General features: G+C 62.6%; 19 protein-coding genes. 9 read left to right on the forward strand and 10 right to left on the reverse strand.

Annotated elements, in window-relative coordinates; all coding sequences use genetic code 11:
• From ATY78_RS28705 to greA, 3 genes are all read right to left on the reverse strand, one after another.
• Positions 1 to 196 (reverse strand): hypothetical protein (locus ATY78_RS28705; protein WP_210191791.1); only part of this gene is annotated, 196 nt, incomplete at its 3' end.
• A gap of 20 nt (positions 197 to 216) precedes the next feature.
• The gene (locus ATY78_RS04900; RefSeq protein WP_088681225.1) at positions 217 to 1275 is read right to left on the reverse strand and encodes a glycosyltransferase family 4 protein; all 1059 of its coding nucleotides are present in this window, start codon (positions 1273 to 1275) and stop codon (positions 217 to 219) included.
• 27 nt (positions 1276 to 1302) lie between these two features.
• Positions 1303 to 1779: a transcription elongation factor GreA gene (gene greA / locus ATY78_RS04905; RefSeq protein WP_017965278.1), complete on the reverse strand. Its 477-nt coding sequence runs from the start codon at positions 1777 to 1779 to the stop codon at positions 1303 to 1305.
• Positions 1780 to 2033: 254 nt separating this feature from the next.
• Here greA and ATY78_RS04910 point away from each other — a divergent pair, with 254 nt between their 5' ends.
• Positions 2034 to 3266, forward strand: coding sequence for a putative DNA modification/repair radical SAM protein (locus ATY78_RS04910; protein WP_088681226.1), 1233 nt, complete (start codon positions 2034 to 2036; stop codon positions 3264 to 3266).
• Complete coding sequence (locus ATY78_RS04915; RefSeq protein ID WP_088681227.1) at positions 3266 to 4720, forward strand: UdgX family uracil-DNA binding protein; 1455 nt, start codon at positions 3266 to 3268, stop codon at positions 4718 to 4720. Before ATY78_RS04910 ends, ATY78_RS04915 begins: the two co-directional genes overlap by 1 nt.
• 55 nt (positions 4721 to 4775) lie before the next feature.
• Here ATY78_RS04915 and carB read toward each other — a convergent pair whose 3' ends face one another.
• Positions 4776 to 8264, reverse strand: a complete 3489-nt coding sequence (gene carB, locus ATY78_RS04920) for a carbamoyl-phosphate synthase large subunit (RefSeq protein WP_088681228.1) — start codon at positions 8262 to 8264, stop codon at positions 4776 to 4778.
• A 171-nt stretch (positions 8265 to 8435) separates the two neighbouring features.
• A complete protein-coding gene (locus ATY78_RS04925; protein WP_088681229.1) occupies positions 8436 to 9464 on the reverse strand; it encodes a zinc-dependent alcohol dehydrogenase family protein in 1029 nt (342 codons plus the stop codon).
• 266 nt (positions 9465 to 9730) lie between these two features.
• On the opposite strand from ATY78_RS04925, the gene ATY78_RS04930 reads away from it, so the two are divergent.
• The 3 genes from ATY78_RS04930 to ATY78_RS04940 all read left to right on the forward strand — a co-directional run bounded on the left by ATY78_RS04930 (position 9731) and on the right by ATY78_RS04940 (position 13889).
• Entirely contained in the window at positions 9731 to 10651 is a 921-nt protein-coding gene (locus ATY78_RS04930) for a neutral zinc metallopeptidase (RefSeq protein ID WP_088681230.1), read from the forward strand.
• 444 nt (positions 10652 to 11095) lie between these two features.
• Positions 11096 to 12340 carry a TCR/Tet family MFS transporter gene (locus ATY78_RS04935; RefSeq protein ID WP_088681231.1) on the forward strand — a complete coding sequence of 415 codons (1245 nt, stop codon included), beginning with the start codon at positions 11096 to 11098 and terminating at the stop codon, positions 12338 to 12340.
• Between the two features lie 145 nt (positions 12341 to 12485).
• Positions 12486 to 13889 (forward strand): MATE family efflux transporter, encoded by a 1404-nt coding sequence (locus tag ATY78_RS04940; protein WP_088681232.1) that lies wholly within the window; start codon positions 12486 to 12488, stop codon positions 13887 to 13889.
• 18 nt (positions 13890 to 13907) lie between these two features.
• Here ATY78_RS04940 and ATY78_RS04945 read toward each other — a convergent pair whose 3' ends face one another.
• Both ATY78_RS04945 and carA read right to left on the reverse strand, forming a co-directional pair.
• Positions 13908 to 14228, reverse strand: a complete 321-nt coding sequence (locus ATY78_RS04945) for an antibiotic biosynthesis monooxygenase (protein ID WP_088681233.1) — start codon at positions 14226 to 14228, stop codon at positions 13908 to 13910.
• 288 nt (positions 14229 to 14516) lie between these two features.
• Positions 14517 to 15722, reverse strand: coding sequence for a glutamine-hydrolyzing carbamoyl-phosphate synthase small subunit (gene carA / locus ATY78_RS04950; protein WP_088681405.1), 1206 nt, complete (start codon positions 15720 to 15722; stop codon positions 14517 to 14519).
• Between the two features lie 270 nt (positions 15723 to 15992).
• Between carA and ATY78_RS04955 the strand changes: the two genes are divergently transcribed.
• Positions 15993 to 16445: a GatB/YqeY domain-containing protein gene (locus ATY78_RS04955; protein ID WP_088681406.1), complete on the forward strand. Its 453-nt coding sequence runs from the start codon at positions 15993 to 15995 to the stop codon at positions 16443 to 16445.
• Here the strand turns inward: ATY78_RS04955 and ATY78_RS04960 are convergent.
• Positions 16426 to 17325: a hypothetical protein gene (locus tag ATY78_RS04960; RefSeq protein WP_088681234.1), complete on the reverse strand. Its 900-nt coding sequence runs from the start codon at positions 17323 to 17325 to the stop codon at positions 16426 to 16428. The genes ATY78_RS04955 and ATY78_RS04960 overlap by 20 nt on opposite strands.
• Before the next feature lie 666 nt (positions 17326 to 17991).
• Here ATY78_RS04960 and dnaG point away from each other — a divergent pair.
• Complete coding sequence (gene dnaG / locus ATY78_RS04970; protein ID WP_088681235.1) at positions 17992 to 19986, forward strand: DNA primase; 1995 nt, start codon at positions 17992 to 17994, stop codon at positions 19984 to 19986.
• On the forward strand, positions 19986 to 21851 hold the full coding sequence (gene recQ, locus ATY78_RS04975; protein ID WP_088681236.1) for a DNA helicase RecQ: 1866 nt from the start codon (positions 19986 to 19988) through the stop codon (positions 21849 to 21851). Before dnaG ends, recQ begins: the two co-directional genes overlap by 1 nt.
• Positions 21852 to 21873: 22 nt before the next feature.
• On the opposite strand, the gene ATY78_RS04980 is transcribed toward recQ, so the two are convergent.
• Positions 21874 to 22296 carry a type II toxin-antitoxin system VapC family toxin gene (locus ATY78_RS04980; RefSeq protein ID WP_088681237.1) on the reverse strand — a complete coding sequence of 141 codons (423 nt, stop codon included), beginning with the start codon at positions 22294 to 22296 and terminating at the stop codon, positions 21874 to 21876.
• Positions 22296 to 22538 (reverse strand): type II toxin-antitoxin system VapB family antitoxin, encoded by a 243-nt coding sequence (locus ATY78_RS04985; RefSeq protein WP_088681238.1) that lies wholly within the window; start codon positions 22536 to 22538, stop codon positions 22296 to 22298. The genes ATY78_RS04980 and ATY78_RS04985 overlap by 1 nt, the downstream gene beginning before the upstream one ends.
• Positions 22539 to 22710: 172 nt before the next feature.
• Here ATY78_RS04985 and ATY78_RS04990 point away from each other — a divergent pair, with 172 nt between their 5' ends.
• Positions 22711 to 23898: a glycine C-acetyltransferase gene (locus tag ATY78_RS04990; RefSeq protein ID WP_088681239.1), complete on the forward strand. Its 1188-nt coding sequence runs from the start codon at positions 22711 to 22713 to the stop codon at positions 23896 to 23898.
• Positions 23899 to 23905 lie beyond the last annotated feature (7 nt).

The following is a 23905-nucleotide window of genomic DNA, read 5'->3' on the forward strand; positions in this document are numbered from 1 at the left end:
AAGACGCTATTCTCATGCCGCACGGTGTTGCCCCTCTTTCGTGTCCGGGATTGTCGCCAAACATCCGAATACGAGTAGAATCAACACCGTGCGCCTTGTCCACCAAATTTAAACCGGACAGCAGTGGGGCAAGCCCGAGCATGACGGAGGAGGGGTTGGTGGACTTTTTCAGCGGCCCCGGCGGCCCCTTATCCAATAGCCGTTTCTCTTTCTCGCTCAGCCGCGATTGTCGCCGAGGAGGCGATCGTAAACGGCGCCGATCGCGGTTGCTTCCTTCTCCAGCGCGAAATTCGCCCTGACGTGGCACAGTGCATTCTCGCCATGGGCGATCGCCAGCGCGGGATCTGCGATATAGGGGGCGATTGCCCGCGTCAGCGCCTCGCCATCGCCGGCAGCCACCACCGAGCCGGACTCGCCCTCGGCAATGAGCTCGGCATAGGCGCCCGCATCCGACGCCACCACGGCGGTCCGCGAGGCCATGGCTTCGAGCGGTGTCAGACCGAAGCCTTCGTTGCGGGAAGGGGCGACGTAAAGCGTCAGCCGGCGATACCAGACCTTGATATCAGGCACTTCGCCAAGGAAGAGAATGCGGTCGCTGAGGCCGGCGGCGGCGACATCGGCCTTGAGCTTTTCGCCAAAGCCCACGTTATCCGCCGTCACCCGGCCGGAGACGACGGCCGTCCATTCCGGGTGCTGCGGCAAGAGTTCGATCATCGCCTGGACGAAGAGATCGGTGCCCTTTTGATGGCGGACGCGGCCGAAGCAGCCTACGAGATAGCGGCCGGGCAGGCCGGCCGCAGCGATGCCGTCCTCCGCCGTTTCCGGCGGGTGGAACAGGGAGAGGTCGACGCCGTGCTGGATGACGGTGTGGGGCACCTCGAGGAAGGAGCCGGAACGGTCGCTGGTTGCGATCACCGCGTCCATGCGGCGGATCAGCCATTTCGTATAGGCGGTATGGCGGCGTTGCGCGGCCGAGGTGAAGAGCAGCTTCAGCGGCATGCGCAGGACATGGCGAAGCAGGATGCCGACGGCCATCTCATTGTTGCGGCGGGCGTGCCAGACGCGGTGGCGCCGGCGCACCGGCGGGCGCCAGAGGCCGACGAGTTGCGGCCACTTCAGTTTCGGAAGGCCCTCCGGCAGGCCGGGGCCGAGGGTGGCGATCCGGATGCCGAGCCGGAGCTGGCACGGGATCAGCTGGACGATGGTCGACGTGACGCCGGAGAGCCGTCGCTTGAAATTGGGCGCGATGATCTCGACGTCACGAATGTCCGGCAAGGGATGGATCTCGTGTCTGGCGGGCGATCAGCCCCAGGAAACCTGGAGGATCTCGTAGGCCTTGGAACCGCCGGGTGCGTTGACCTCGATGGAATCGCCGACTTCCTTGCCGATCAGCGCGCGGGCGATCGGGGAGGATATGGAGATGCGGCCGGCCTTGACGTCGGCTTCCTGGTCGCCGACGATCTGGTAGGTCTTTTCTTCCTCGGTGTCCTCGTCGACGAGCTTCACCTTGGCGCCGAACTTGATCTTGTCGCCCGACATCTTGGTGAGGTCGATGACCTCGGCGCGCGCCGTCAGGTCTTCCAGTTCGCTGATGCGGCCCTCGTTATGGCTCTGGGCTTCCTTGGCGGCATGGTATTCGGCATTTTCGGAAAGGTCGCCATGAGCACGGGCTTCGGCGATCGCCTCGATGATTCGGGGGCGCTCCTCCTGCTGACGCCAGCGCAGCTCTTCCTGCAGCTTGACGAAACCACCCTGCGTCATCGGTACCTTTTCAACCATTTTTCTGTCCTTCACTCCTTGCGTCCGCGCAATCAGGCGCCCACACAAAAGAAAACAGGTCCCGAAGGGGAGCTTCGGAACCGTGCCACAATCCTAGTTAAGTGCTTATAGCAGATCGGCAAGGCCGATTTCCAGAAAATTCGCATGGGCGAGATCCAACCCGCGGCGCTATCGGGCGATGCACCCCCAAAAATGGGCGGAGGCGGGATCGTTTCGGTTGACTGCGTTTATTGGAACATATAGTGAACATAAGAATGAAGAAGTCGCTTGCCGAACGCTTGGCCATTCTTTCCGACGCCGCGAAATATGACGCTTCCTGCGCCTCCAGCGGCACTGTGAAACGCGATTCGAGCGCAAGCGGAGGACTGGGTTCGACCGAAGGGTCCGGCATCTGCCATGCCTATGCTCCGGATGGGCGGTGCATTTCGCTGCTGAAGATCCTGCTCACCAATTTCTGCATCTACGACTGCGCTTATTGCGTCAATCGCTCGTCCAGCAATGTCGAGCGGGCACGCTTCACGGCTGAGGAGGTCGTCTGGCTGACGCTCGAATTCTACCGCCGCAATTATATCGAAGGCCTGTTCCTTTCCTCCGGCATTATTCGCTCTTCCGATTACACGATGGAGGAGATGGTCCGCATCGTCCGCGAACTGCGCGTGACCCATAATTTTCGCGGCTATATCCATCTCAAAGCGATCCCCGAGGCGTCGCCGCATCTGATCGAGGAGGCGGGGCTTCATGCCGACAGGCTGTCGCTCAATATCGAACTGCCGACCGACAGCGGCATCACCCGCTTTGCGCCGGAAAAGAAGCCGGCCAATATCCGGCGATCGATGGGGGATCTCAGGCTGAAGATCGAAGCGGCCGGCGAACCGACGCTGAAGACGAAGAAGCGCCAGCGTTTCGTCCCTGCCGGCCAGAGCACGCAGATGATCGTCGGGGCGGACGGGGCGAGCGACGCGACCATCCTTGCCAGCAGCGGCCGGCTCTACAGCAGCTATGGCCTGAGGCGTGTCTATTATTCGGCCTTCAGCCCGATCCCCGACGCTTCGAAGAACCTGCCGCTCATCAAGCCACCGTTGATGCGCGAGCATCGGCTTTATCAGGCCGACTGGCTCTATCGCTTCTACGGTTTCGGCGTCGACGAGATTACCGCAAACCAGGCGGGCGGCATGCTCGATCTCAATCTCGATCCGAAACTTGCCTGGGCGCTTGCCAACCGGGCTGAATTTCCCGTCGACATCAACAAAGCCGAGCGCGAGCGGTTATTGCGCGTACCCGGTCTCGGCACCAAGACGGTGAAGGCGATCGTTTCCTCGCGCCGTTTTCGCCGCCTCCGGCTCGACGATCTCTCGCGGCTCGGTGTTTCGATCAAGAAGGTCCAAGCCTTTATCTCGGCGGAAGGCTGGTCGCCGCGCCGGCTGATCGACCGCCCGGACCTGCGCGCCATGTTCGAGCCGCAGCCTGAACAATTGTCGTTGCTCTGATGCGCCGGGTCGTGCTTGCGGGACGGGGAGAGCTTGGCGAATGGCGCGATGCCGCGCGCGCCCTGGCGGCCGCAGGCATCTTGCCCGAGGAGATCGATTGGCGCGAAAAAAGTGCTGAGGCCGATCTTTCGTTTCAACGTGACGCCATGCCGCCGGAGCCTGCGGCATCACGCAAGCCGATGACGGTGCCGCCGGCCTTCATCGAGCTTGCGGAGACGGTTCTCTGCCATTCCGATCCGGCGCGGTTTTCCCTGCTTTACCGCCTGCTCTGGCGGCTGCAACTGGACCGGCAACTGCTTGAAGTCTCTTCCGACGAGGATGTCGTGCGGGCCAGGCTGATGGCGAAGAACGTTCGGCGCGACGCGCACAAGATGACGGCCTTCGTCCGTTTCAAGGAAGTCGGCGCGGTAGCGGCGGCGCGTCGAAAGTTCCTCGCCTGGTTCGAGCCGGATCATCATATCGTCAGGCGCACGGCTCCCTTCTTCCAGCGGCGCTTCAACGACATGGACTGGCTGATTGCCACGCCCAAGGGCTCAGCGGCCTGGGACGGCGAGCGGCTGACGATCACCGGCGAGCCCTGCGAAAAGCCCAATCTCAGCGATGCCACGGACGAACTCTGGCGCACCTACTACGCCAACATCTTCAACCCGGCGCGATTGAAGGTGAAGGCGATGCAGGCGGAGATGCCGAATAAATACTGGAAGAACCTGCCGGAAGCCGATCTCATTCCCGGCTTGATCGCATCGGCCGAGAGCAAAGTGCGGGAGATGGCGGCGCGGGAAGCGACGCAATCGTTGCCCTTTCACGACCGCTTGCAGCAGGCCGCGCGCAATCTTCCCGCAGAACCGGAGGCTCCGGCGGGCACACTCGAAGCACTGCGCGCGGAGGCTGTTGTCTGCACGCGCTGTCCGCTTCACGCCAATGCGACCCAGACGGTATTCGGGGAGGGGCCGTGCGATGCGGAGGCGATGTTCGTCGGCGAGCAGCCGGGCGACCAGGAGGATATTTCAGGGCGTCCCTTCGTCGGACCTGCCGGCAGGCTTCTCGATCAGGCGATATCAGAGGCGGGCATCGACCGGTCGAGGCTCTACATCACCAATGCCGTCAAGCATTTCAAATACGAACCGCGCGGCAAGCGGCGCATCCACCAGAAGCCCAATATGGGCGAGGTGAAGCATTGCCGCTGGTGGCTCGATCGGGAGATGGCGCTCGTCAAGCCGAAGCTGATCGTCGCGATGGGAGCGACGGCGCTTGCGGCGCTGACCGATGTGAAGGAGCGCCTGCAGGATGTCAGGGGAAAAGCGATGGCGATGGAAGGAGGGCGCACCCTCTTCGTAACCGTGCATCCGTCCTATCTCTTGCGCATTCCCGACGAGCGGCTGAAGGCGGAGGAACTGGCGCGGTTTCGCGAGGATATGATGACGATTCAGCGGCTTATCGCATCAGCCGGATAAAGAGATTCCGGCGGAGTTCGCGCCATCACCCACCGGGCGATGGCGCTGTCCGATTTCACGCGAAGTAGCTCTGCAGCGGCCGTACTTCGAGATTGCCGGCCTTCAGCGCCTTGATCGCCTGGGCGGCGGCTTCGGCGCCGGCCATCGTCGTGTAGTAGGGCACCTTCTGCATCAGCGTTGCGCGGCGCAGCGACTTGGAGTCGGAGATCGCCTTGTTGCCATCGGTGGTGTTGATGACGAGCTGGACCTGGCGGTTGCGGATCGCGTCCTCGATGTGCGGACGGCCCTCCAGAACCTTGTTGATCTTGGTGGCGGTGATGCCGTTTTCGCCGAGGAAGCGGGCGGTGCCGCCTGTTGCCAGAACCTTGAAGCCCTGTTCGACGAGGATGCGGATCGCCGGCAGCACGCGTGCCTTGTCCTCGTCGCGCACGGAGACGAAGACCGTTCCGTCCCGCGGCAGCTCGACGCCGGCGCCGAGCTGCGATTTGGCGAAGGCCAGGGCAAAATCGGTGTCGAGGCCGATGACTTCGCCGGTCGAGCGCATTTCCGGGCCGAGCAGCGTGTCGACGCCGGGGAAGCGGGCGAAGGGGAAGACGGCTTCCTTGACGGCGATGTGGGTGAGCTTGCGCGGATCGGGCTTCTGTCCGTAGGCGGCGAAGGTCGCATCGAGCTTCTCGCCGGCCATGACGCGGGCGGCGATCTTGGCGATCGGCGCGCCGATGGTCTTTGCGACGAAGGGGACGGTGCGCGAGGCGCGCGGATTGACTTCGAGCACGTAGACGGTGCCGTCCTTGATGGCGAACTGGACGTTCATCAGACCGCCGACATTGAGCGCCTTGGCCATGGCTTTTGCCTGGCGCTCCAGCTCGTCGAGCAGTTCGACGGGCAGCGAGCGCGGCGGCAGCGAGCAGGCGGAGTCGCCCGAATGGATGCCGGCTTCCTCGATATGCTCCATGATGCCGGCGACATAGACGTCGGTGCCGTCGGAGAGGCAGTCGACGTCGACTTCGATGGCGTGGGTCAGGTAGCTGTCGAAGAGTAGCGGGTTCTTGCCGAGCAGGGTGTTGATCTGGCCGGTCTTGTCGTTCGGATAACGCTGCTTGATATCCTCAGGCACCAGTTCCGGAACCGTATCGAGCAGGTAGGTCTGCAGCTGGCCTTCCGAATGCAGGATCTGCATGGCGCGGCCGCCGAGCACGTAGGAGGGGCGCACGACCAGCGGGAAGCCGATTTCGGCGGCGACCAGGCGGGCCTGCTCGACCGAATAGGCGATGCCGTTGTTCGGCTGGTTCAAGTCGAGCTTCATCAGAAGCTTCTGGAAGCGGTCGCGGTCTTCGGCAAGGTCGATCATATCGGGCGCGGTGCCAAGGATCGGGATGCCGTTCTTTTCGAGCGCTTCGGCAAGCTTCAACGGCGTCTGGCCGCCGAACTGGACGATGACGCCGACGACTTCGCCCTTTTCCTGTTCGGCGCGCAGGATCTCGATCACGTCTTCGGCCGTCAGCGGCTCGAAATAGAGGCGGTCTGATGTATCGTAGTCGGTCGAAACGGTTTCCGGGTTGCAGTTGATCATGATCGCTTCGTAGCCTGCATCCTTCAGCGCGAAGGCGGCATGGCAGCAGCAATAGTCGAACTCGATGCCCTGGCCGATGCGGTTCGGGCCGCCGCCGAGGATGACGACCTTCTTGCGGTCGGAGACCTGGGCCTCCGAGCGCGCGGCGCCGACGAAGGGCGTCTCGTAGGTCGAATACATATAGGCGGTCGGCGAAGCGAATTCGGCCGCACAGGTGTCGATGCGCTTGAAGACCGGGCGGACGTTCAGGCCGTTGCGCAGTTCGGCGACTTCCTTCGGGCGCTTGCCGGTCAGCGTCGCCAGACGCGCGTCGGAGAAGCCCATGGCCTTGAGCATGCGGAGGTTCGCAGCATCATTGGGCAGGCCGTGCTCGCGGATGCGGGCTTCCATGTCGACGATGTTCTTGAGTTCGGCGATGAACCAGGGATCGATCTTGCAGCCTTCATGCACCTCTTCGATGCTGAGGCCCTGGCGCAGCGCCTGGGCGACCATACGCAGGCGGTCCGGCGTCGGCGTGCCGATGGCGGCGCGGATGGCGTTCTGGCTGGATTCGCCTTCTTCGAAGTCGGGGATTTCGATCTCGTCGAGGCCGGTCAGGCCGGTCTCGAGGCCGCGCAGCGCCTTCTGCAGCGATTCGGCGAAGGTGCGGCCGATCGCCATGACTTCGCCGACCGATTTCATGGCCGTGGTCAGAACAGGCGAGGCGCCCGGGAATTTCTCGAAGGCGAAGCGCGGGATCTTGGTGACGACGTAGTCGATCGACGGCTCGAAGGAAGCGGGCGTCGCGCCGCCGGTAATGTCGTTTTCGAGTTCGTCCAGCGTATAGCCGATGGCGAGCTTGGCGGCGACCTTGGCGATCGGGAAGCCGGTGGCCTTGGAGGCGAGTGCCGAAGAGCGCGAGACGCGCGGGTTCATTTCGATGACGACGAGGCGGCCGTCCTTCGGATTGACGGCGAACTGCACGTTCGAGCCGCCGGTCTCGACGCCGATCTCGCGCAGCACCGCGATCGAGGCGTTGCGCATGATCTGGTATTCCTTGTCCGTCAGCGTCAGCGCCGGGGCGACGGTGATGGAATCGCCGGTGTGGACGCCCATCGGATCGATGTTTTCGATCGAGCAGATGATGATGCAGTTGTCCGCCTTGTCGCGAACGACCTCCATCTCATACTCCTTCCAGCCGAGCACCGATTCTTCGATCAGCACTTCGGTCGTCGGCGAAGCATCGAGGCCGCCGCCGACGATCTCGAAGAATTCCGAGCGGTTGTAGGCGATGCCGCCGCCGGTGCCGCCGAGCGTGAAGGACGGGCGGATGATGGCGGGCAGGCCGACATGATCGAGCGCCTGGGCGGCGATCGCCATGGCGTGGTTCATATAGCGCTGCTTGCGGTCGCTCTCGCCGAGGTTCCACTGGTTTTCCAGTTCGTCCAGCGCCTTGTCGAGATCCGTGCCGGAAAGGCTTTCGCGCAGCTTGGTGCGCTCGGCCTCATGGGTCTTGCGGTCGAGATCCTTGATGTCGGTGGCGTTCGCCAGCATCGAGCGCGGCGTTTCCAGGCCGATGCGGGCCATGGCTTCACGGAACAGCGCGCGATCCTCGGCCATGTCGATGGCGGCGGGCTTGGCGCCGATCATCTCGACATTGTAGCGGTCGAGCACACCCATGCGCTTCAGAGAGAGGGCGGTATTCAAAGCCGTCTGGCCGCCCATGGTCGGCAGCAGCGCGTCGGGGCGCTCCTTGGCGATGATCTTGGCTACGACCTCGGGGGTGATCGGCTCGACGTAAGTGGCGTCGGCCAGGCCCGGATCGGTCATGATCGTCGCCGGGTTGGAGTTGACGAGGATGACGCGGTAGCCTTCCTCCTTCAGCGCCTTGCAGGCCTGGGTGCCGGAATAGTCGAATTCGCAAGCCTGGCCAATGACGATCGGTCCCGCGCCGATGATGAGGATCGATTTGATGTCTTGGCGCTTCGGCATGGGCGATATCCATTGTCTGGCTGCGCAAAAAGCCGGCCAGGGTGGGAGATCACCAGGTCGGGTCGCGCATTGAGGTCTTTTCAGGCTAGAAGCGGCTTATAGGCAAATGTTTTTGCAAACGGAACCCCATAAATCACGGAATCGACAGGAATCCCGACATGATGCGAAAGCCTATTTCCCGTCGGGCACGACAAGCACCCGGATTTCGCCGCTACGCGCCGGATTTGTGATCGCGTCCGGGGCCTCCGCAAGGCCGATGCGCCTCGATATCAGCGGCTCGACCTTGATCCTGCCGGAGGCGATGAGATCGGCGGCGCGGCCGTGGGTGAAGGGGTTGACGAAGGAGCCGATCAGCCTGACTTCGCGAAAAAGCAGGTCGAAGGGCTCGATCGCGATCGTCGCGCCCTGCGGCATGACGCCGAGGATGACGGCGGTGCCGCCGCGCCGGGCAAGCCGGGGCGCCTGCTGCATGGTCTCGGGGACACCTGCGCATTCGAAGACGACATCGGCGCCACCGGGTAACAGCCCGTCTTCGGCGGCGATGCGGGTGACGACATCGCCATCGCCGGGATCGACCGTCGCGGTCGCCCCGAGGCTTTCGGCCAGCCGGCGTTTTTCGCCGCTGCGCGTCACCAGCACGACGCGGGTCGCGCCGGCAAGCCGTGCCAGCTGCACCGTGAGCAGGCCGATGACGCCGCCGCCGAGCACGACCGCCGATGAGCCGGCCTGCAGACCACCGAGATCGACGCCGTGAATGCAGCAGGCGAGGGGCTCGCAGAAGGCGCCGTGGAGCGGATCGAGATCACCAGGCAGCGCGAAGGCCTGGCTTTGCGGCATACAGACATAATCGGCAAAACCGCCGTCGCGGTGAATGCCGATCGCCTGCAGCTTCCGGCAGAGATTGACGCGGCCGCGCCGGCATTCCTCGCAGCCGCCGCAGGAAATGTTGGGATCGCCGGTCACGCGCATGCCGGGCCGAAAATCGGTTGCGCCATCCCCGACCGCTTCGACGATGCCTGCGAATTCATGGCCGAGCGTCACCGGCGACTTGGAAGGAAATTCACCGTGATAGATATGGCGGTCGGTGCCGCAGATGCCGCAGGCTTCGATGCGCACCAGCAGCTCGCCCGGGCCTGGCGCCGGCCTTTCGACCTCGCAGAGCTGCAATTTTCCTGTCGTTTCCAGACGCACGGCCTTCATTGCTCTTCCTCCTGCTTTCCCTCCTGGTTCAGGAAGAGCGAAAGCGGGAGTCCAGTCAAGCGCTTAGCGCGCCTTCTTTACCTGAAGCGGCGGCGCGTGCATTTGAGGGAACAATATCCCGCTCCCAAGGTTTCCGGCGGGACGCTGGAGCCATGATGGCTGGTCCGCCGACTGTTTCGAGGCGGATGAAGCCGCTGGAATTCTCCGCGCCGACGGATATATAAATTCCAAGAGTATAAGCACGGGCATTGCCGGGGAGAACGAAGATGGAATGGAGAGGCCGGCGTCAGTCCGATAATGTCGAGGATCGCCGTGGCAATTCGGGCGGCAGCCCCTTCGGCCGAGGCGGCGGGTTCAGTTTCCCGTCCGGCGGCGGTGTTCGTCGCGCCGGCGGCGGCTTAAGCATCGGCACCATCATCTTCCTCGTCGTCATCTATCTCATCTTCAAGGCGATGGGCATCGATCTGATGCAGGTGCTCGATGGCGGCGGCATGTCGAGCGGCCCAGGCTACGAGCAGAGCCAGTCCGCAGGAACACGCACGCCCGCCAATGACGAGATGACCGCCTTCGTGCGCACCGTTCTTGCCGAGACCGAGGATACCTGGAACGGCATCTTCCAGGCGCAGGGCCGCAATTACGAGGAGCCGCGCCTCGTGCTCTTCTCCGGCCAGACACAATCGGCTTGCGGCTTTGCCTCTGCCGCGACCGGTCCGTTCTATTGCCCGGGTGACCACAAGGTCTATCTCGATACGACGTTCTTCCAGGAGCTCTCCGACCGCTTCGGCGCATCGGGCGATTTCGCCGAAGCCTATGTGGTTGCCCACGAAGTCGGCCATCACGTGCAGAACCTGCTCGGCATCCTGCCGAAGTTCAACCAGGCCCGCCAGCGCATGAGCGAGGAAGAAGCCAACAAGATGTCGGTGCGCGTCGAGCTGCAGGCCGATTGCTTTGCCGGCATCTGGGGCAAATATACCCAGCAGAAGGGTATCCTGGAAGCCGGCGACCTCGAGGAAGCGCTGAACGCGGCACAGCAGATCGGCGACGACACGCTGCAGAAGCGCTCACAGGGTTACGTCGTGCCCGAAAGTTTCAACCACGGCACCTCGGCGCAGCGCGCCAGGTGGTTCAAGCGCGGTTTTGACAGCGGGCAGCTGACGGCGTGTGATACGTTCTCGGGGCCGGTTTGAGGGGGCAAGGTCCTGCCGTGCAGCCCCCTCATCCGCCCTACGGGCACCTTCTCCCCGAGGGGAGAAGAGGGAGTCGAAACGCTGCGGCGCATCCCCTTCGCCCCAGCGGGGAGAAGGTGCCGGCAGGCGGATGAGGGGGCTGCACGGCAGGATGTTCCCAATTACTTCTCACTATCCATCTGATCGGGATAACGCTCGCCCGCAACCGCTTCCTTCGGGATGGCGCGTTCGAATGCACAATGAGCGATTCCCTCGATTGATCTGGATGCCTTCGCGGCCATTGCAAGGGAGTGCGCCCATCGATTGAGGCCCTTCTGAATTTCCCGCACAACTCATCAAAGGCTTTTGAGATGTTCACGGATTGTTTCGGTCTCTTTTCTAGGCTATGTCACATTACCGGCGACGAGATCGTCTTTTCAGAAACCACCGCTGTTGAGATGCTTCATGCTTGATCCCAAATTCGTTCGCCGCGGCCTGTTCCTGGTCTTCGTCATCCTTTTCCTCGACATTATCGGCATCGCCATCATCATGCCGGTGCTGCCGGCCTATCTGGAGCAGTTGACCGGCGACAGCGTCAGCGACGCGGCGGTCGACGGCGGCTGGCTGATGCTCGTTTATGCCGGCATGCAGTTCCTGTTTGCGCCGCTGCTCGGAAACCTGTCGGATCGTTTCGGCCGCCGGCCGATCCTTCTGCTTTCGGTGCTGACCTTCGCGATCGACAATTTCATCTGCGGCATCGCCACCAGCTTCTGGATGCTGTTCGTCGGCCGTGTCCTTGCGGGCATCAGCGGCGGCAGCTTCGCCACATGCTCGGCCTATATCGCCGACATCAGCACGGAGGAAAACCGGGCGAAGAATTTCGGGCTGATCGGCATCGCCTTCGGCGTCGGCTTCATCATCGGCCCGGTCATCGGCGGGTTTCTCGGCGAATTCGGCCCGCGTGTGCCCTTCCTCGGCGCGGCTGCGCTGTCGCTGCTCAATTTCATCGCCGCCTGCTTCCTGCTGCCGGAAACGCTGGAGGCGAAGAACCGCCGCCGCTTCGAATGGAAACGCGCCAATCCGCTCGGCGCACTGCGCCAGATGCGCCACTATCCTGGCATCGGCTGGGTCAGCCTCGTCATGTTCCTGTTCTTCCTGGCGCATGCCGTCTATCCCTCGGTCTGGTCCTTCGTCTCGACCTACCGCTATGGCTGGAGCGAGGGCCAGATCGGCCTGTCGCTCGGCATTTACGGCATTGGCGCCGCACTCGTCATGGGATTGGTCCTGCCGCGTGTCGTGCCGCTGCTCGGCGAATGGAAGACGGCGCTGCTCGGCCTCTGTTTTTCGGCTGCGGGGCTGACCGGCTATGCCTTCGCCTGGGAAGGCTGGGTGGTCTATGTCGTCATCGTCGCGACCGTGATGGAAAATGTTGCCGATCCGCCGCTGCGCAGCATCGCCGCCGGCAAGGTGCCGCCCTCCGCGCAGGGCGAGCTGCAGGGCGCTCTGACCAGCCTCAGCAGCATCACGACCATTCTGGGACCGCTGATCTTCACGCAGATGTTCGGTTATTTCACCCGTCCCGAAGCGCCCGTCACCTTTGCCGGGGCGCCCTATCTGATGGCTGCCCTGTTCATCCTGCTGGCGGCCGGCGTGTTCCTCACCCGCGTCCGGGTCCGTCAGCCGGCCGAGGTGCTGGAAGCGGCGGGTTGATCGATCAGAAATGGTGATGCGATGATGAATTTTTCATCATCTGCCTGTTTTGGGGTAGTTCTTCGCGGGGCTTTGATCTAAGTCCGAATGATATTTCGCCGGAAAACTGCGCGGCGACGGATATTTCAACCACAGGACTGGTGTCATGGACACGCCGATCGACGCGCGCAGGCTTGCGCCGACTACCGATAATCGTTGGAGCGCACATTTCCGTGCCACGCTGGCGCTCGGCATTCCTCTGATCGGCGCGCAGCTCGCCCAGCTCGGCATCAATACCACCGATGTGATGATCGTCGGCCGCCTCGGCGCCGAGCAGCTGGCGGCCATGGTGCTGTCGGCCCAGTTCCTGTTCACGATCCTGATCTTCGGCTCGGGTTTTGCCATCGCCGTCATTCCGATGGTGGCGCAGGCCTATGGCCGGGGCGACGTCGTCTCCGTGCGCCGCTCGCTGCGCATGGGTCTGTGGGTGGTGATCGGATTCTGGATCATCGCGCAACCGGCCTTTTTCAATGCAGAACAGATCCTTCTCTTCGCGCAGCAGAAGCCTGAAGTGGCCAAGCTCGCCCATGGCTATATCGTCATCGGCCAGTTCGGCGTGCTGCCGGCCCTGCTTTTCAACGTCATGCGGGCGCTTGTCAGCGCCATCGGCAAGGCGGGCATCATTCTCAACGTCACCATCGTCACGCTGGTGATGAATGCGATCTTCGCCTACATCCTCGTGCTCGGCCATTTCGGCTTTCCGGCGATGGGGCTCGAAGGTGCGGCGATCGTTTCGGTCGTGGTGCAGACGGCCGGTTTCCTCTTCATTTTCGCCTTCGTCCAGGGGCGGGAAGAAACGCGGCGCTACGAGATCTTCGTGCGGTTCTGGAAGCCTGACTGGCATGCGCTGCTGGAGGTCGTCCGGCTCGGTTTCCCGATCAGCGTCACCGTGCTTGCCGAGGTCAGCCTGTTTACGGTGGCGTCGCTGCTGATGGGCTATATCGGCACCATCGAGCTCGCCGCCCACGGCATCGCCCTGCAATGGGCTTCGATCGCCTTCATGATCCCGCTCGGCCTCAGCCAGGCGGCGACTGTGCGCGTCGGCGTCGCGCACGGGCAGGGCGATTATGACGGGCTGGTGCGCGGCTCGATCATGGTGCTCATCCTCGCCTGCGCCATCTCGGCGGTCGGCTCGGTGCTCTTTGCCACCCTGCCGCAGTTCCTCGGCAGCTGGTTCCTCGATGTCAGCTCGCCGGAAGCGCCTGAAGTGCTCGCTTATGCCGGGCCACTGATCGTCGTTGCCGGTCTCTTTCAGCTCGTCGACGGGCTGCAGGTGGTCGCCAACGGATTGCTGCGCGGCCTGAAGGACGCGCGCGTGCCGATGATCATGGCGCTGATCGCCTATTGGCCGATCGGCTTCTTCCTCGCTTGGGCCTTCGCCTTCCCGCTCGGCTTCGGCGGCATCGGCATCTGGTTCGGCTTCCTCGTCGGGCTTGCGGCCGCCGCCATCATGCTCTGCGCGCGGTTCTATATTCTCCTGCGCCGGGAAGGGGCGACCGTCGGCGCTTGAGCCGGCGGTCCCTTACCCTCAAGCCGCGACAGGCTTGTAGCTGGCGATATCGGCGCGAATGCCGAGACGGGAAAACATTTCCTGCGGATCGAAATTCGCCGCCTTGTGAGCGGCGGCAACGGCCGCGCGCGCGCGCTCGACAACCTCGGTATTTTCCCATTCGGCAATCGTGACGAAATTGAATTCGCCTGGGCCGGCGACCTGCTCCAGCACTCTATGATCGATGAACCCGTCCTGCGTCTCCAGCAGCTTATGGGTCATCATCACTTTGACGAGAAATTCCTCCCGCGCCGCCGCCGGCACGATGAATTTGTCGATTCGATAGAAAGCTCCGCTCATGTTCTCTCCTGCATCATTGTATCTGCAGGTAGGTCTGTAATTCCTCAAGTTAAGTTGAGGTCAATATGGAGGGAAAGAAAAAGGTTCGCCCAGGCGAGTCTTAGGAGTGCTGACAAAGCGCGCCAGCTTCTCTTTCGTCATGCTCGGGCTTGTCCCGAGCATCTGCCTCCGTTCGATAGGGCAGTAGATCCGCGGCATAAGGCCTGGGATGACGAAGAGTGAGGTTTGTCAATATGTTAAAGGCTCGCCTATCGGCGAGCCTTCATCTGAACTGGGCAGCTCCTGAAATCACCGCTCTGCGAGCGCCGGTTCGCCCTTCTTCTCGCGCACCATGTTGATGAAGCGGCGGAAGAGGTAGTGGCTGTCCTGCGGGCCGGGGGAGGCTTCCGGGTGGTGCTGGACGGAGAAGACCTGTTTGCCGAGGACGCGCAGGCCGCAATTGGTGCCGTCGAACAGCGAAATATGAGTCTCTTCAACGCCGTCGGGGAGCGACTTCGAGTCGACCGCGAAGCCGTGGTTCATCGAGACGATCTCGACTTTACCGGTCGTGTGGTCCTTGACGGGGTGGTTGGCGCCGTGATGGCCCTGATGCATCTTCTCGGTCTTGGCGCCGAGGGCGAGGCCCAGCATCTGATGGCCGAGGCAGATGCCGAAGACCGGGATGTCGGTCTTGATGAGCGTCTGGATCACCGGCACGGCATATTCGCCGGTTGCCGCCGGATCGCCCGGGCCGTTCGACAGGAAGATGCCGTCCGGCTGCATGGCGAGCACGTCTTCGGCGCTCGTTGCGGCGGGTACGACCGTGACCTTGCAGTCGAGCCCGGCAAACAGGCGCAGGATGTTGCGCTTGACGCCGTAGTCGAGGCAGACGACGTGGTATTTCGCATCCGCTGCGCCGAGCTCGCCGTAGCCTTCGTTCCAGACCCAGGGCGTCTCAGTCCATTGCGAGGACTGGCCGGAGGAGGCGATCTTGGCGAGGTCGAGGCCTTCGAGGCCGCTCCAGGCCTTGGCTTCGGCCTTCAGCGTCTCGATGTCGAAGACGCCGTTCGGGTCGTGGGCGATCACCGCGTTCGGAGCGCCGTTCTCGCGGATCCAGGCGGTCAGCGCGCGTGTGTCGATGCCGCAGAGGCCAATGATGCCGCGTGCCTTCAGCCATTGGTCGAGGTGTTTGGCGGCGCGGTAGTTCGAGGGTTCGGTGATGTCGGCCTTGAAGATGACGCCGACGGCGCCGTGGCGGGCGGCGGGCGTCAGGTCCTCGATGTCTTCATCGTTGGTGCCGATGTTGCCGATATGGGGAAAGGTGAAGGTGACGATCTGGCCGAGATAGGAAGGGTCGGTCATGATCTCTTCGTAGCCGGTCAGCGCCGTGTTGAAAACCACTTCGGCCTGGACCTTGCCGGTGGCGCCGATGCCCTTGCCTTCGATCACGGTGCCGTCGGCAAGAACGAGCAGGGCGGTCGGCTTTTCGATTGTCCAGGGTGCTGTCGCGGTCATCTTCATCCCGTTTCCGGCGGTCGGTCGCGTTGCCGCGCTCGTCGCCATTTGATCTCGCAGGCGTGTGGACGCGGCAATGCCGCGCGCTTCAGGCCTGATCACGAATTTTGGTGCAGGTGGCGGTAGATAGCCACGCAATCGCTTACGGTCAACTCTTTGTAGCCGAGATCGTGGCTGTTTTCCTGCGGTTTATCGCGCCGATCGCGCAATTTATTTGATCCCCCGCATCGGCGTGGTTTATGAAGCGGCATCAAAAAAGGAGTGAAGACCATGCTGCGCGATCAACTCGCCACCCAGCTGAAAGAGGCGATGAAGGCCAAGGATTCGGAGCGGCTTTCGACCGTCCGGCTCATCCAGGCCGCGATCAAGGACCGCGATATCGCCAATCGCGGCACCGGCAAGGGAGAGGCGAGCGAGGACGAGATCCTGCAGATCCTCGCCAAGATGGTGAAGCAGCGCGACGAATCGGCCAAGATCTACGAGGAGAATTCGCGCCCGGAGCTTGCCGCTAAGGAGCGTGCCGAAATCGCCATCATCCAGGATTTCATGCCGAAGCAGCTTTCCGACGGCGAAGTGCGCGCCAACATATCGGCGATCATTGCGGAGACCGGCTCCTCGGGCGTCAAGGACATGGGCAAGGTGATGGCGGCGCTCAAGGAGCGTTATGCCGGCCAGATGGATTTCGCCAAGGCGTCGGCGACCGTCAAAGAACTGCTGAACTAAAACGTCTCGCCTGCGGTTCTTCGTGGACCGCAGGCCCGAGCACCGCCTCGGCGGCGGCGTCGATAATGGCGAATTTCGCCGCCTGATAATTCCAATATTCCAGGATGAAGGGGCCGGACAGCCAGAAGTCGCCCTTGCGGGAGGGCTCGGTCCAGCCGACGCTTCCCATATTCGACGCCTGCGTCAGAAGTCGCTTCAGGTGGGTGTTGGAGATCATGAACTGCTCGCGCAGTTCCCGCAGCGACAGCGGGCCGACCACGACGCGTTCGGCCGCCCGGGGAAATTCCGGAAGCCGCGAGATCAGGTAATCCATCACCAGTCCGCCGGAATTCGCCCAGTTGAAGAGGTTGAAGGTCGGGCCCGGGCTGCGCACCGCCTGGCTGTCGATGATCGCCCTTGCAATCAGCGGCTGGATGGCTGCCATCATCGCCGAAGGATCGGCGGCGACCTTCGCAGCGCGTTCACCGCCGTCGAGGCTGTCGAGGATCATCATGTGCGCCAGGAGCCACCGGGTAAAATGCTGCTCGGCGATCTCGGTGGGTTCCAGGTAGCGCGTGCGCTTGTCAGGACCGGGAACGGCCTGCAGGAAGCGATAGGCCAGCATTTCCTGCATGAAGGCGGCGGCGGTGTTGCGGCTGGCGATGTCGTTCCTCACCGCGAAATCGATGAAGCGGCCGGAATAAAGGCCTCGCTTCCCATCGCCGGGATAGCCGTAATGGAGCGCGAAGCCGGCATGGGCCATCAGCCAGCGCTGCTGCGCGGCGAAAATCGAGGCGATGCGCGGGCTTTCGCGATAGATCGCGAGCAACCGATTGGCGCAATGCAGGATCGCAGCGGAAAAGCGATCGTCTGCTGCAAGATTTTCAGCGGTGAAGGCCATTGGGAGGGTCCAGGATATCGGCGCATACATCTTTCATGCTGCCGCCGCCTGTCAACGGCTTTGTCAATAATCGGTTAATTTCAAAGGGAAATTGTATCAGGAGAAGCCAAAAATTAAGAAGGCAGGAGCTGGGGGCGCTCCTGCCTTCTTGCTCTTTGCTTCCGCCGGCACGCAGGGCCGAGGCCCAAGCCGGAGGGTATTTGCAAAGGCACCCTTGCGAAGCGGCGCCGGGGGTAGGGATGGTGCTTCGCTCGGGGATCGCTTTGTTGAGATGAACCTATGGCCGGGCGGCTGTTTATTCAAATTACAAAAAAATAATGATTGCCGGAAACGGCGGTTTCGGAGGCGTCGAAGCGACGTTTCGGCGCTTGCGCGGACAATGACGCCGCTCGATCGAGGGAATTGATAAGCTGCTGTTTTAAAACGTTTTAATTCAGCGCTTCCGAAGGCGGAAGCTCCCGATGGAAGAGTGGCGGCAACCGAAATCGCGACCTCTGACGATAACAGTGTCGCACCCCTTGTCGCAGGGGCGATAACGCGTTGTTGATCGGATAACCGACACTGTCGGCGATGGGTGCACTTGCCTGTGAATAGCGGGTTTTCCCGACAAGTTTCGTGGCATGGCGCGGCAAAGCAGCTTATATGGAGCTTGGCCAAGAGGTATAAATGCGCTTTTCCAACACCTTTCTCGATGAGATCCGCGACCGCGTTCCGATTTCGAACGTGATTGCGCGCCGCGTGAGCTGGGACAAGCGCAAGACCAACGTTTCGCGCGGGGATTACTGGGCCTGCTGCCCGTTCCACGGCGAAAAATCGCCGAGCTTCCACTGCGAGGACCGGAAAGGCCGCTACCATTGCTTCGGCTGCGGCGTCACCGGCGATCATTTCCGGTTCCTGACGGAACTGGAGGGCCTGAGTTTTCCCGAGGCCGTGCAGCAGATTGCCGACATGGCCGGCGTGCCGATGCCGCTTGCCGATGCCGCGATGGAGAAGCGCGAAAAGGAGCGCGGCTCGCTGATCGACGTCATGGAAATGGCGACGCAGTTTTTCCAGGATCAGTTGCAGACGGCGAATGGCGCCAAGGCGCGCGCCTATCTGCGCGACCGCGGGCTGACGGGGCGCACCATCGAGACCTTCCGGCTTGGCTATGCGCCCGACAGCCGCAACGCGCTCAAGGAGTTCCTCGCCGGCAAGGGCGCCACCAAGGAGCAGATCGAGGCCTGTGGTCTCGTCGTGCATGAAAATGTGCCGGTGTCCTACGATCGCTTCCGCGACCGCATCATGTTCCCGATCCTGTCGTCGCGGGAAAAGGTCATCGCTTTCGGCGGCCGCGCCATGTCGGCGGATGCGCCGGCGAAATATCTGAACTCCAACGAGACGGAGCTCTTCCACAAGGGCAACGTGCTCTACAATTTCGCCCGTGCGCGCCGCGCAATCCAGGGGCCGGGCCGCGGTGATCACCAGGACGACAACGCGTCCGGCACCATCATTGCCGTCGAAGGCTATATGGACGTGATCGCGCTCCATCAGGCGGGCGTCGAGAATGCCGTTGCGCCGCTTGGCACGGCGCTCACCGAAAACCAGCTCGAATTGCTGTGGAAAATGGTGCCGCAGCCGGTGCTCTGCTTCGATGGCGACGGCGCCGGCATCCGTGCGGCCAATCGCGCCGCCGAACTGGCGCTGCCGCATCTGAAGCCCGGCCGCTCCGTGCGTTTCGCGCTGCTGCCCGACGGCAAGGACCCCGACGATCTCGTGCGCGATGACGGGCGCGCGCCTTTCGACAAGGTGATGAGCCAGGCAAAGCCGCTCTCCGAGATGCTCTGGAACCGGGAGATCAACACCGGCAAATTCGACACGCCCGAAGCGCGCGCCGAACTGGAGGCGCGGCTGAAGCAGCTCGTCGCCGTCATCGCCGACGAGAATGTGCGCCGCCACTACCAGCAGGACATTCGCGACCGGCTGAACGCCTTCTTCCAGCCGCAGTTCCAGAACCGCGGCAATGGCGAGCGGCGCGGCTTCAACGGCCGGCCAGGCCGTGACAATGCCGGCAAGGCGGGGCCGAAAAGTCCGAACGTCATTTCCGACCGGCTCGCCCGCTCCGGCCTGGTGCGCGGCCATCAGGACAATACGGCGCTGCGCGAGAGCGTGCTGGCGCTGACGATCGTCAACCATCCCTCGCTGATGATCGACGATTACGACGAAATTGCCGCGATCGAATATGACAGCAAGCCGCTGCAGCGGCTCTGGTCGGCGATGCTGGGGGCAGCCGCGGCCGTCGCCGGTCCGCATCTGACGCGGGAATATCTGACCGAACGGCTGGAATTCGAGGGTTTCGGCCCGCTCATCAAGAGCCTCGACCAGCAGGTGCGCAATGCCCGGCTGTGGACGGCGACCGAGGAGGCGGCGATGGAGGATGCGCGTGAGGGATACCGCCAGGCGCTCGCCTTCCACAAACGCGCGAAGGCGCTGCGCCGGCAGAAGATCGAACTGGAGCGCGAGATTGCGCTCGCGACCGAAGCCGGAGACGGCGAGGCCATAGCCCAGCTGATGCGGGCACAGCAGGAAGTGCATTTCGAAGGAGTGCGCCTCGAAAACCAGGAGGCGATCATCGACGGCTTCGGCGTGCTTTCCGGCCGCGTCAAAGGGGCGGCGAACCACTGATGCCGCTCAGCGAACGCAATGAACCGGGCTTTTCCGCTTCCGACGCGCTGTTTTCGGCTGGCCGCGCGCCGCTCGACGTGCTGAAGCAGATCTATGGCTATTCCTCCTTCCGCGGCAAGCAGCAGCAGGTCGTCGAGCACGTGGTTTCCGGCGGCGACGCGGTGGTGCTCTTTCCGACGGGCGCGGGCAAATCGCTGTGCTTCCAGATCCCGGCGCTCTGCCGTGACGGCGTCGGCATCGTCGTCTCGCCGCTGATTGCGCTGATGCGCGATCAGGTGGAGGCGATGAAGCAGCTCGGCATCCGCGCCGCCGCGCTCAATTCGTCGCTGTCGCGCGAGGAGTTCGTCGAGGTTCGCCGCGCGCTTTCATCAGGCCGGCTCGACCTTCTCTACGTAACGCCCGAGCGCATCCTGACCGATGGTTTCCGCGACCTGATCGCCAACGAGAAGATCGCGCTGTTTGCAATCGACGAGGCCCATTGCGTCTCGCAATGGGGCCATGATTTCCGGCCGGAATATCGCGAGCTCGGCCGGCTCGGCGAGCAATATCCAGGCGTTCCCCGCGTGGCGCTGACGGCAACGGCCGATCCGCATACGCGCGACGATATCGTCGAGCGGCTGGGGCTCGAGAATGCCGAGATATTCACCACCAGCTTCGACCGGCCGAATATCGCCTATGAAATCGTCGAGCGCGACCAGCCGCGCCAGCAGCTCCTGCGGTTCCTCTCCGGCCACAAGGGCGACAGCGGCATCGTCTATTGCCTGTCGCGCGCCAAGGTCGAGGATACGGCCGACTGGCTGAACGGGCAGGGTGTGCGCGCGCTTGCCTATCATGCCGGCATGGACCGGGCTGTTCGTGACGCCAATCAGGATGCTTTCCTGAAAGAAGAGAATCTCTGCCTGGTCGCCACCGTCGCCTTCGGCATGGGCATCGACAAGCCGAACGTGCGTTATGTCGCCCATCTCGATCTGCCGGGCTCGGTGGAGGCCTATTACCAGGAGACGGGACGTGCGGGGCGCGACGGCCTGCCGTCCGAGGTCTGGATGGCCTATGGCATGGCCGATGTCATCCAGCGCCGCCGGATGATCGACGAGGGCAATGCCGCCGACGAGATCAAGCGGGTCGAGCGCGCCAAGCTCAATGCCCTGCTGGCGATCTGCGAAACCGCCTCCTGCCGCCGGCAGGCGATCCTTGCCCATTTCGGCGAGGCGCATGCCGGCCAATGCGGCAATTGCGACACCTGCCTGAAGCCGGTCGAGACCTGGGAAGGCACGGAAGCCGCGATCAAGGCGCTCGCCGCCGTCTACCGCACCGGCGAACGCTTCGGTGCCGGTCACGTCATCGACGTGCTGGTCGGCAACGTCAACGAAAAGACCGAGCGTTTCGGCCATGTGAATATGCCGGTCTTCGGCGCCGGCAAGGACATTCCGGCGCGCACATGGCAATCCGTCTATCGCCAATTGCTCGCCATGGGGCTGATCCGCATCGATCATGAAGCCTATGGCGCGCTGAAGCTGGAACCGGAGTCGCGCGCCGTCTTCAAGCACGAGCGGCAGGTCTTCTTCCGCAAGGACCGGCCGGCCTCGGAACGGCGCACGAAAAAGGCGGAGCGCAGCGAGCGCAAATCGGCACTGTCCGGCGCCGATGGCAGCCTTTTCGAGGCGCTCAGGGCCGAGCGCATGTCGATCGCCAAGTCGCTCGGCGTGCCGCCCTATGTCGTCTTTCCAGATACGACGCTCATTGCCTTTGCAACGGAACGGCCGCGCAGCCGCAAGGAATTGCTCGGCATATCAGGCGTCGGCCAGTCGAAGCTCGAGCGCTACGGTGACGCGTTCCTCGATATCATTCTCTCGCACGGCCAATAGTCCGGCCTCGCGGAGCAGTTGGTTAGGCAAGGTCTGTGTGAAGAAAATCGTTGCCTTTGTAGAGAAGGCGCGTTTTCAGCGCTTTGGCGCAAGCATAAGCAAAGCAATCGCCGAAATTCAGGTCTGCCCGATGACCAATGACTTTTCCATAGTTCATGCTTGCAGACAGTGCATCTTCGCCGATCTCATGCGAGATCGAAATCTCTTCGAGAATCAGATCTTCGGCGAATGCGTCGACCGCTTCGGCCGATGCCCTTAGAAGTTCGGGTGTCGTTTTCCTGCCTGCGGGCGTCTTCTGCCGTGCGAGCGCCTGGATAGCCTCGAAGCGGACAAGGGGCGAGATGTGCATGATGGGATCGCCCGATGCCGCCAGAGCCTTCTCAAGTTCCTCATGGCCGGGCTCTCGCGCAAGAATGGCGACGATCGCCGATGCGTCGATAAACATCAGCTGCCCCACATGTCGTCGCTGAATTTCTTCATGTCGAATGACGGGTCGTTTGCTCCCATCGCATCCGCCAGCGATTTTGCGCGCGTGAGGCGTTCATGCAGCGGCCGGCTTTGCCGCGCGCGCGTAAGCTCATGATGGAGTGCGGTTCGCACGGCCTCGGTTTTTGTCGCAGCCTTGGTCAGGCGCTGCAGCTCGCTCGCAAGCTCGTCTACTTCAGGGTCTCTGATATAAAGCGCCATGTTGATATTCCTTCTGCATATACAGATATCACGTTTGAATATTCATTTCAATTTCTCTCGCTGCCGGCCTTCCTTTATGAAAATATTTCGTACCGGATCGGCGACATCTGCACTTGCTTTGTGCTAATTGCAGCGCCCATCGGAGAATGTTTTGGAGAAAAGGGCGCTTACAATGACAAAAGCATTTCTCTCCTACCTGCAATCTGAACTCGCCTCTCTCAAGGACGCCGGCCTCTACAAGTCCGAACGCGTCATCACCTCGAAGCAAGCTGGCGAAATCGCCATTGTTTCCGGCGAGCGAGTGCTGAATTTCTGCGCCAACAACTATCTTGGCCTTGCCGACAACGAGGAACTGGCGGAGGCCGGCAAGAAGGCGCTCGACCGCTACGGCTACGGCATGGCTTCGGTGCGCTTCATCTGCGGCACGCAGGAGGAACACAAGCAGCTCGAAGCCCGCATCTCCTCCTTCCTCGGCATGGAAGACACGATCCTCTACTCCTCCTGCTTCGACGCCAATGGCGGCTTGTTCGAGACGCTGCTCGGCGAAGAGGATGCGATCATCTCGGACGCGCTGAACCATGCCTCGATCATCGATGGCGTGCGTCTCTCGAAGGCCAAGCGCTTCCGCTATGCCAATAACGATATGGCGGCGCTCGAAGAGGAGCTGAAAAAGGCCGAAGGCAGCCGCTTCAAGCTGATCGCCACCGACGGCGTCTTTTCGATGGACGGCATCATCGCCAATCTCGGCGGCGTGTGCGATCTTGCCGAGAAATATGGCGCCATGGTCATGGTCGACGACAGCCACGCGGTTGGTTTCGTCGGCAGGAATGGCCGCGGCTCGCCGGAATATTGCGGCGTCGAAGGCCGGATCGACATCATCACCGGCACGCTCGGCAAGGCGCTCGGCGGTGCCTCCGGCGGTTATACCTCGGCGAAAGCCGAGATCGTCGAATGGCTGCGGCAGCGCTCGCGGCCTTATCTGTTCTCGAACACGCTGGCGCCTATTATCGCTGCGGCTTCGCTGAAAGTGTTCGATCTCATCGAAAACGGCGATGCCCTGCGCCAGCGCCTTTCCGACAATGCCGATCTCTTCCGCCGCGAGATGACGAAGCTCGGCTTCACGCTTGCCGGTAAGGGCCATCCGATCATTCCCGTCATGCTGGGCGATGCCAAGCTGGCGCAGGACATGGCGGGCCTGATGCTGACGAAGGGGATTTATGTGATCGGCTTCTCCTTCCCTGTCGTGCCGAAGGGCCAGGCTCGAATCCGCACGCAGATGTCTGCGGCGCATTCGAAGGCGGATGTGGAGCGGGCGATTGCGGCTTTTGCGGAAGCTGGGCGGGAACTGGGTGTGATTTGAGCGAGGC

It is taken from the genome of Rhizobium sp. R635 (assembly GCF_002211285.1).
Classification (GTDB): Bacteria; Pseudomonadota; Alphaproteobacteria; order Rhizobiales; family Rhizobiaceae; genus Rhizobium.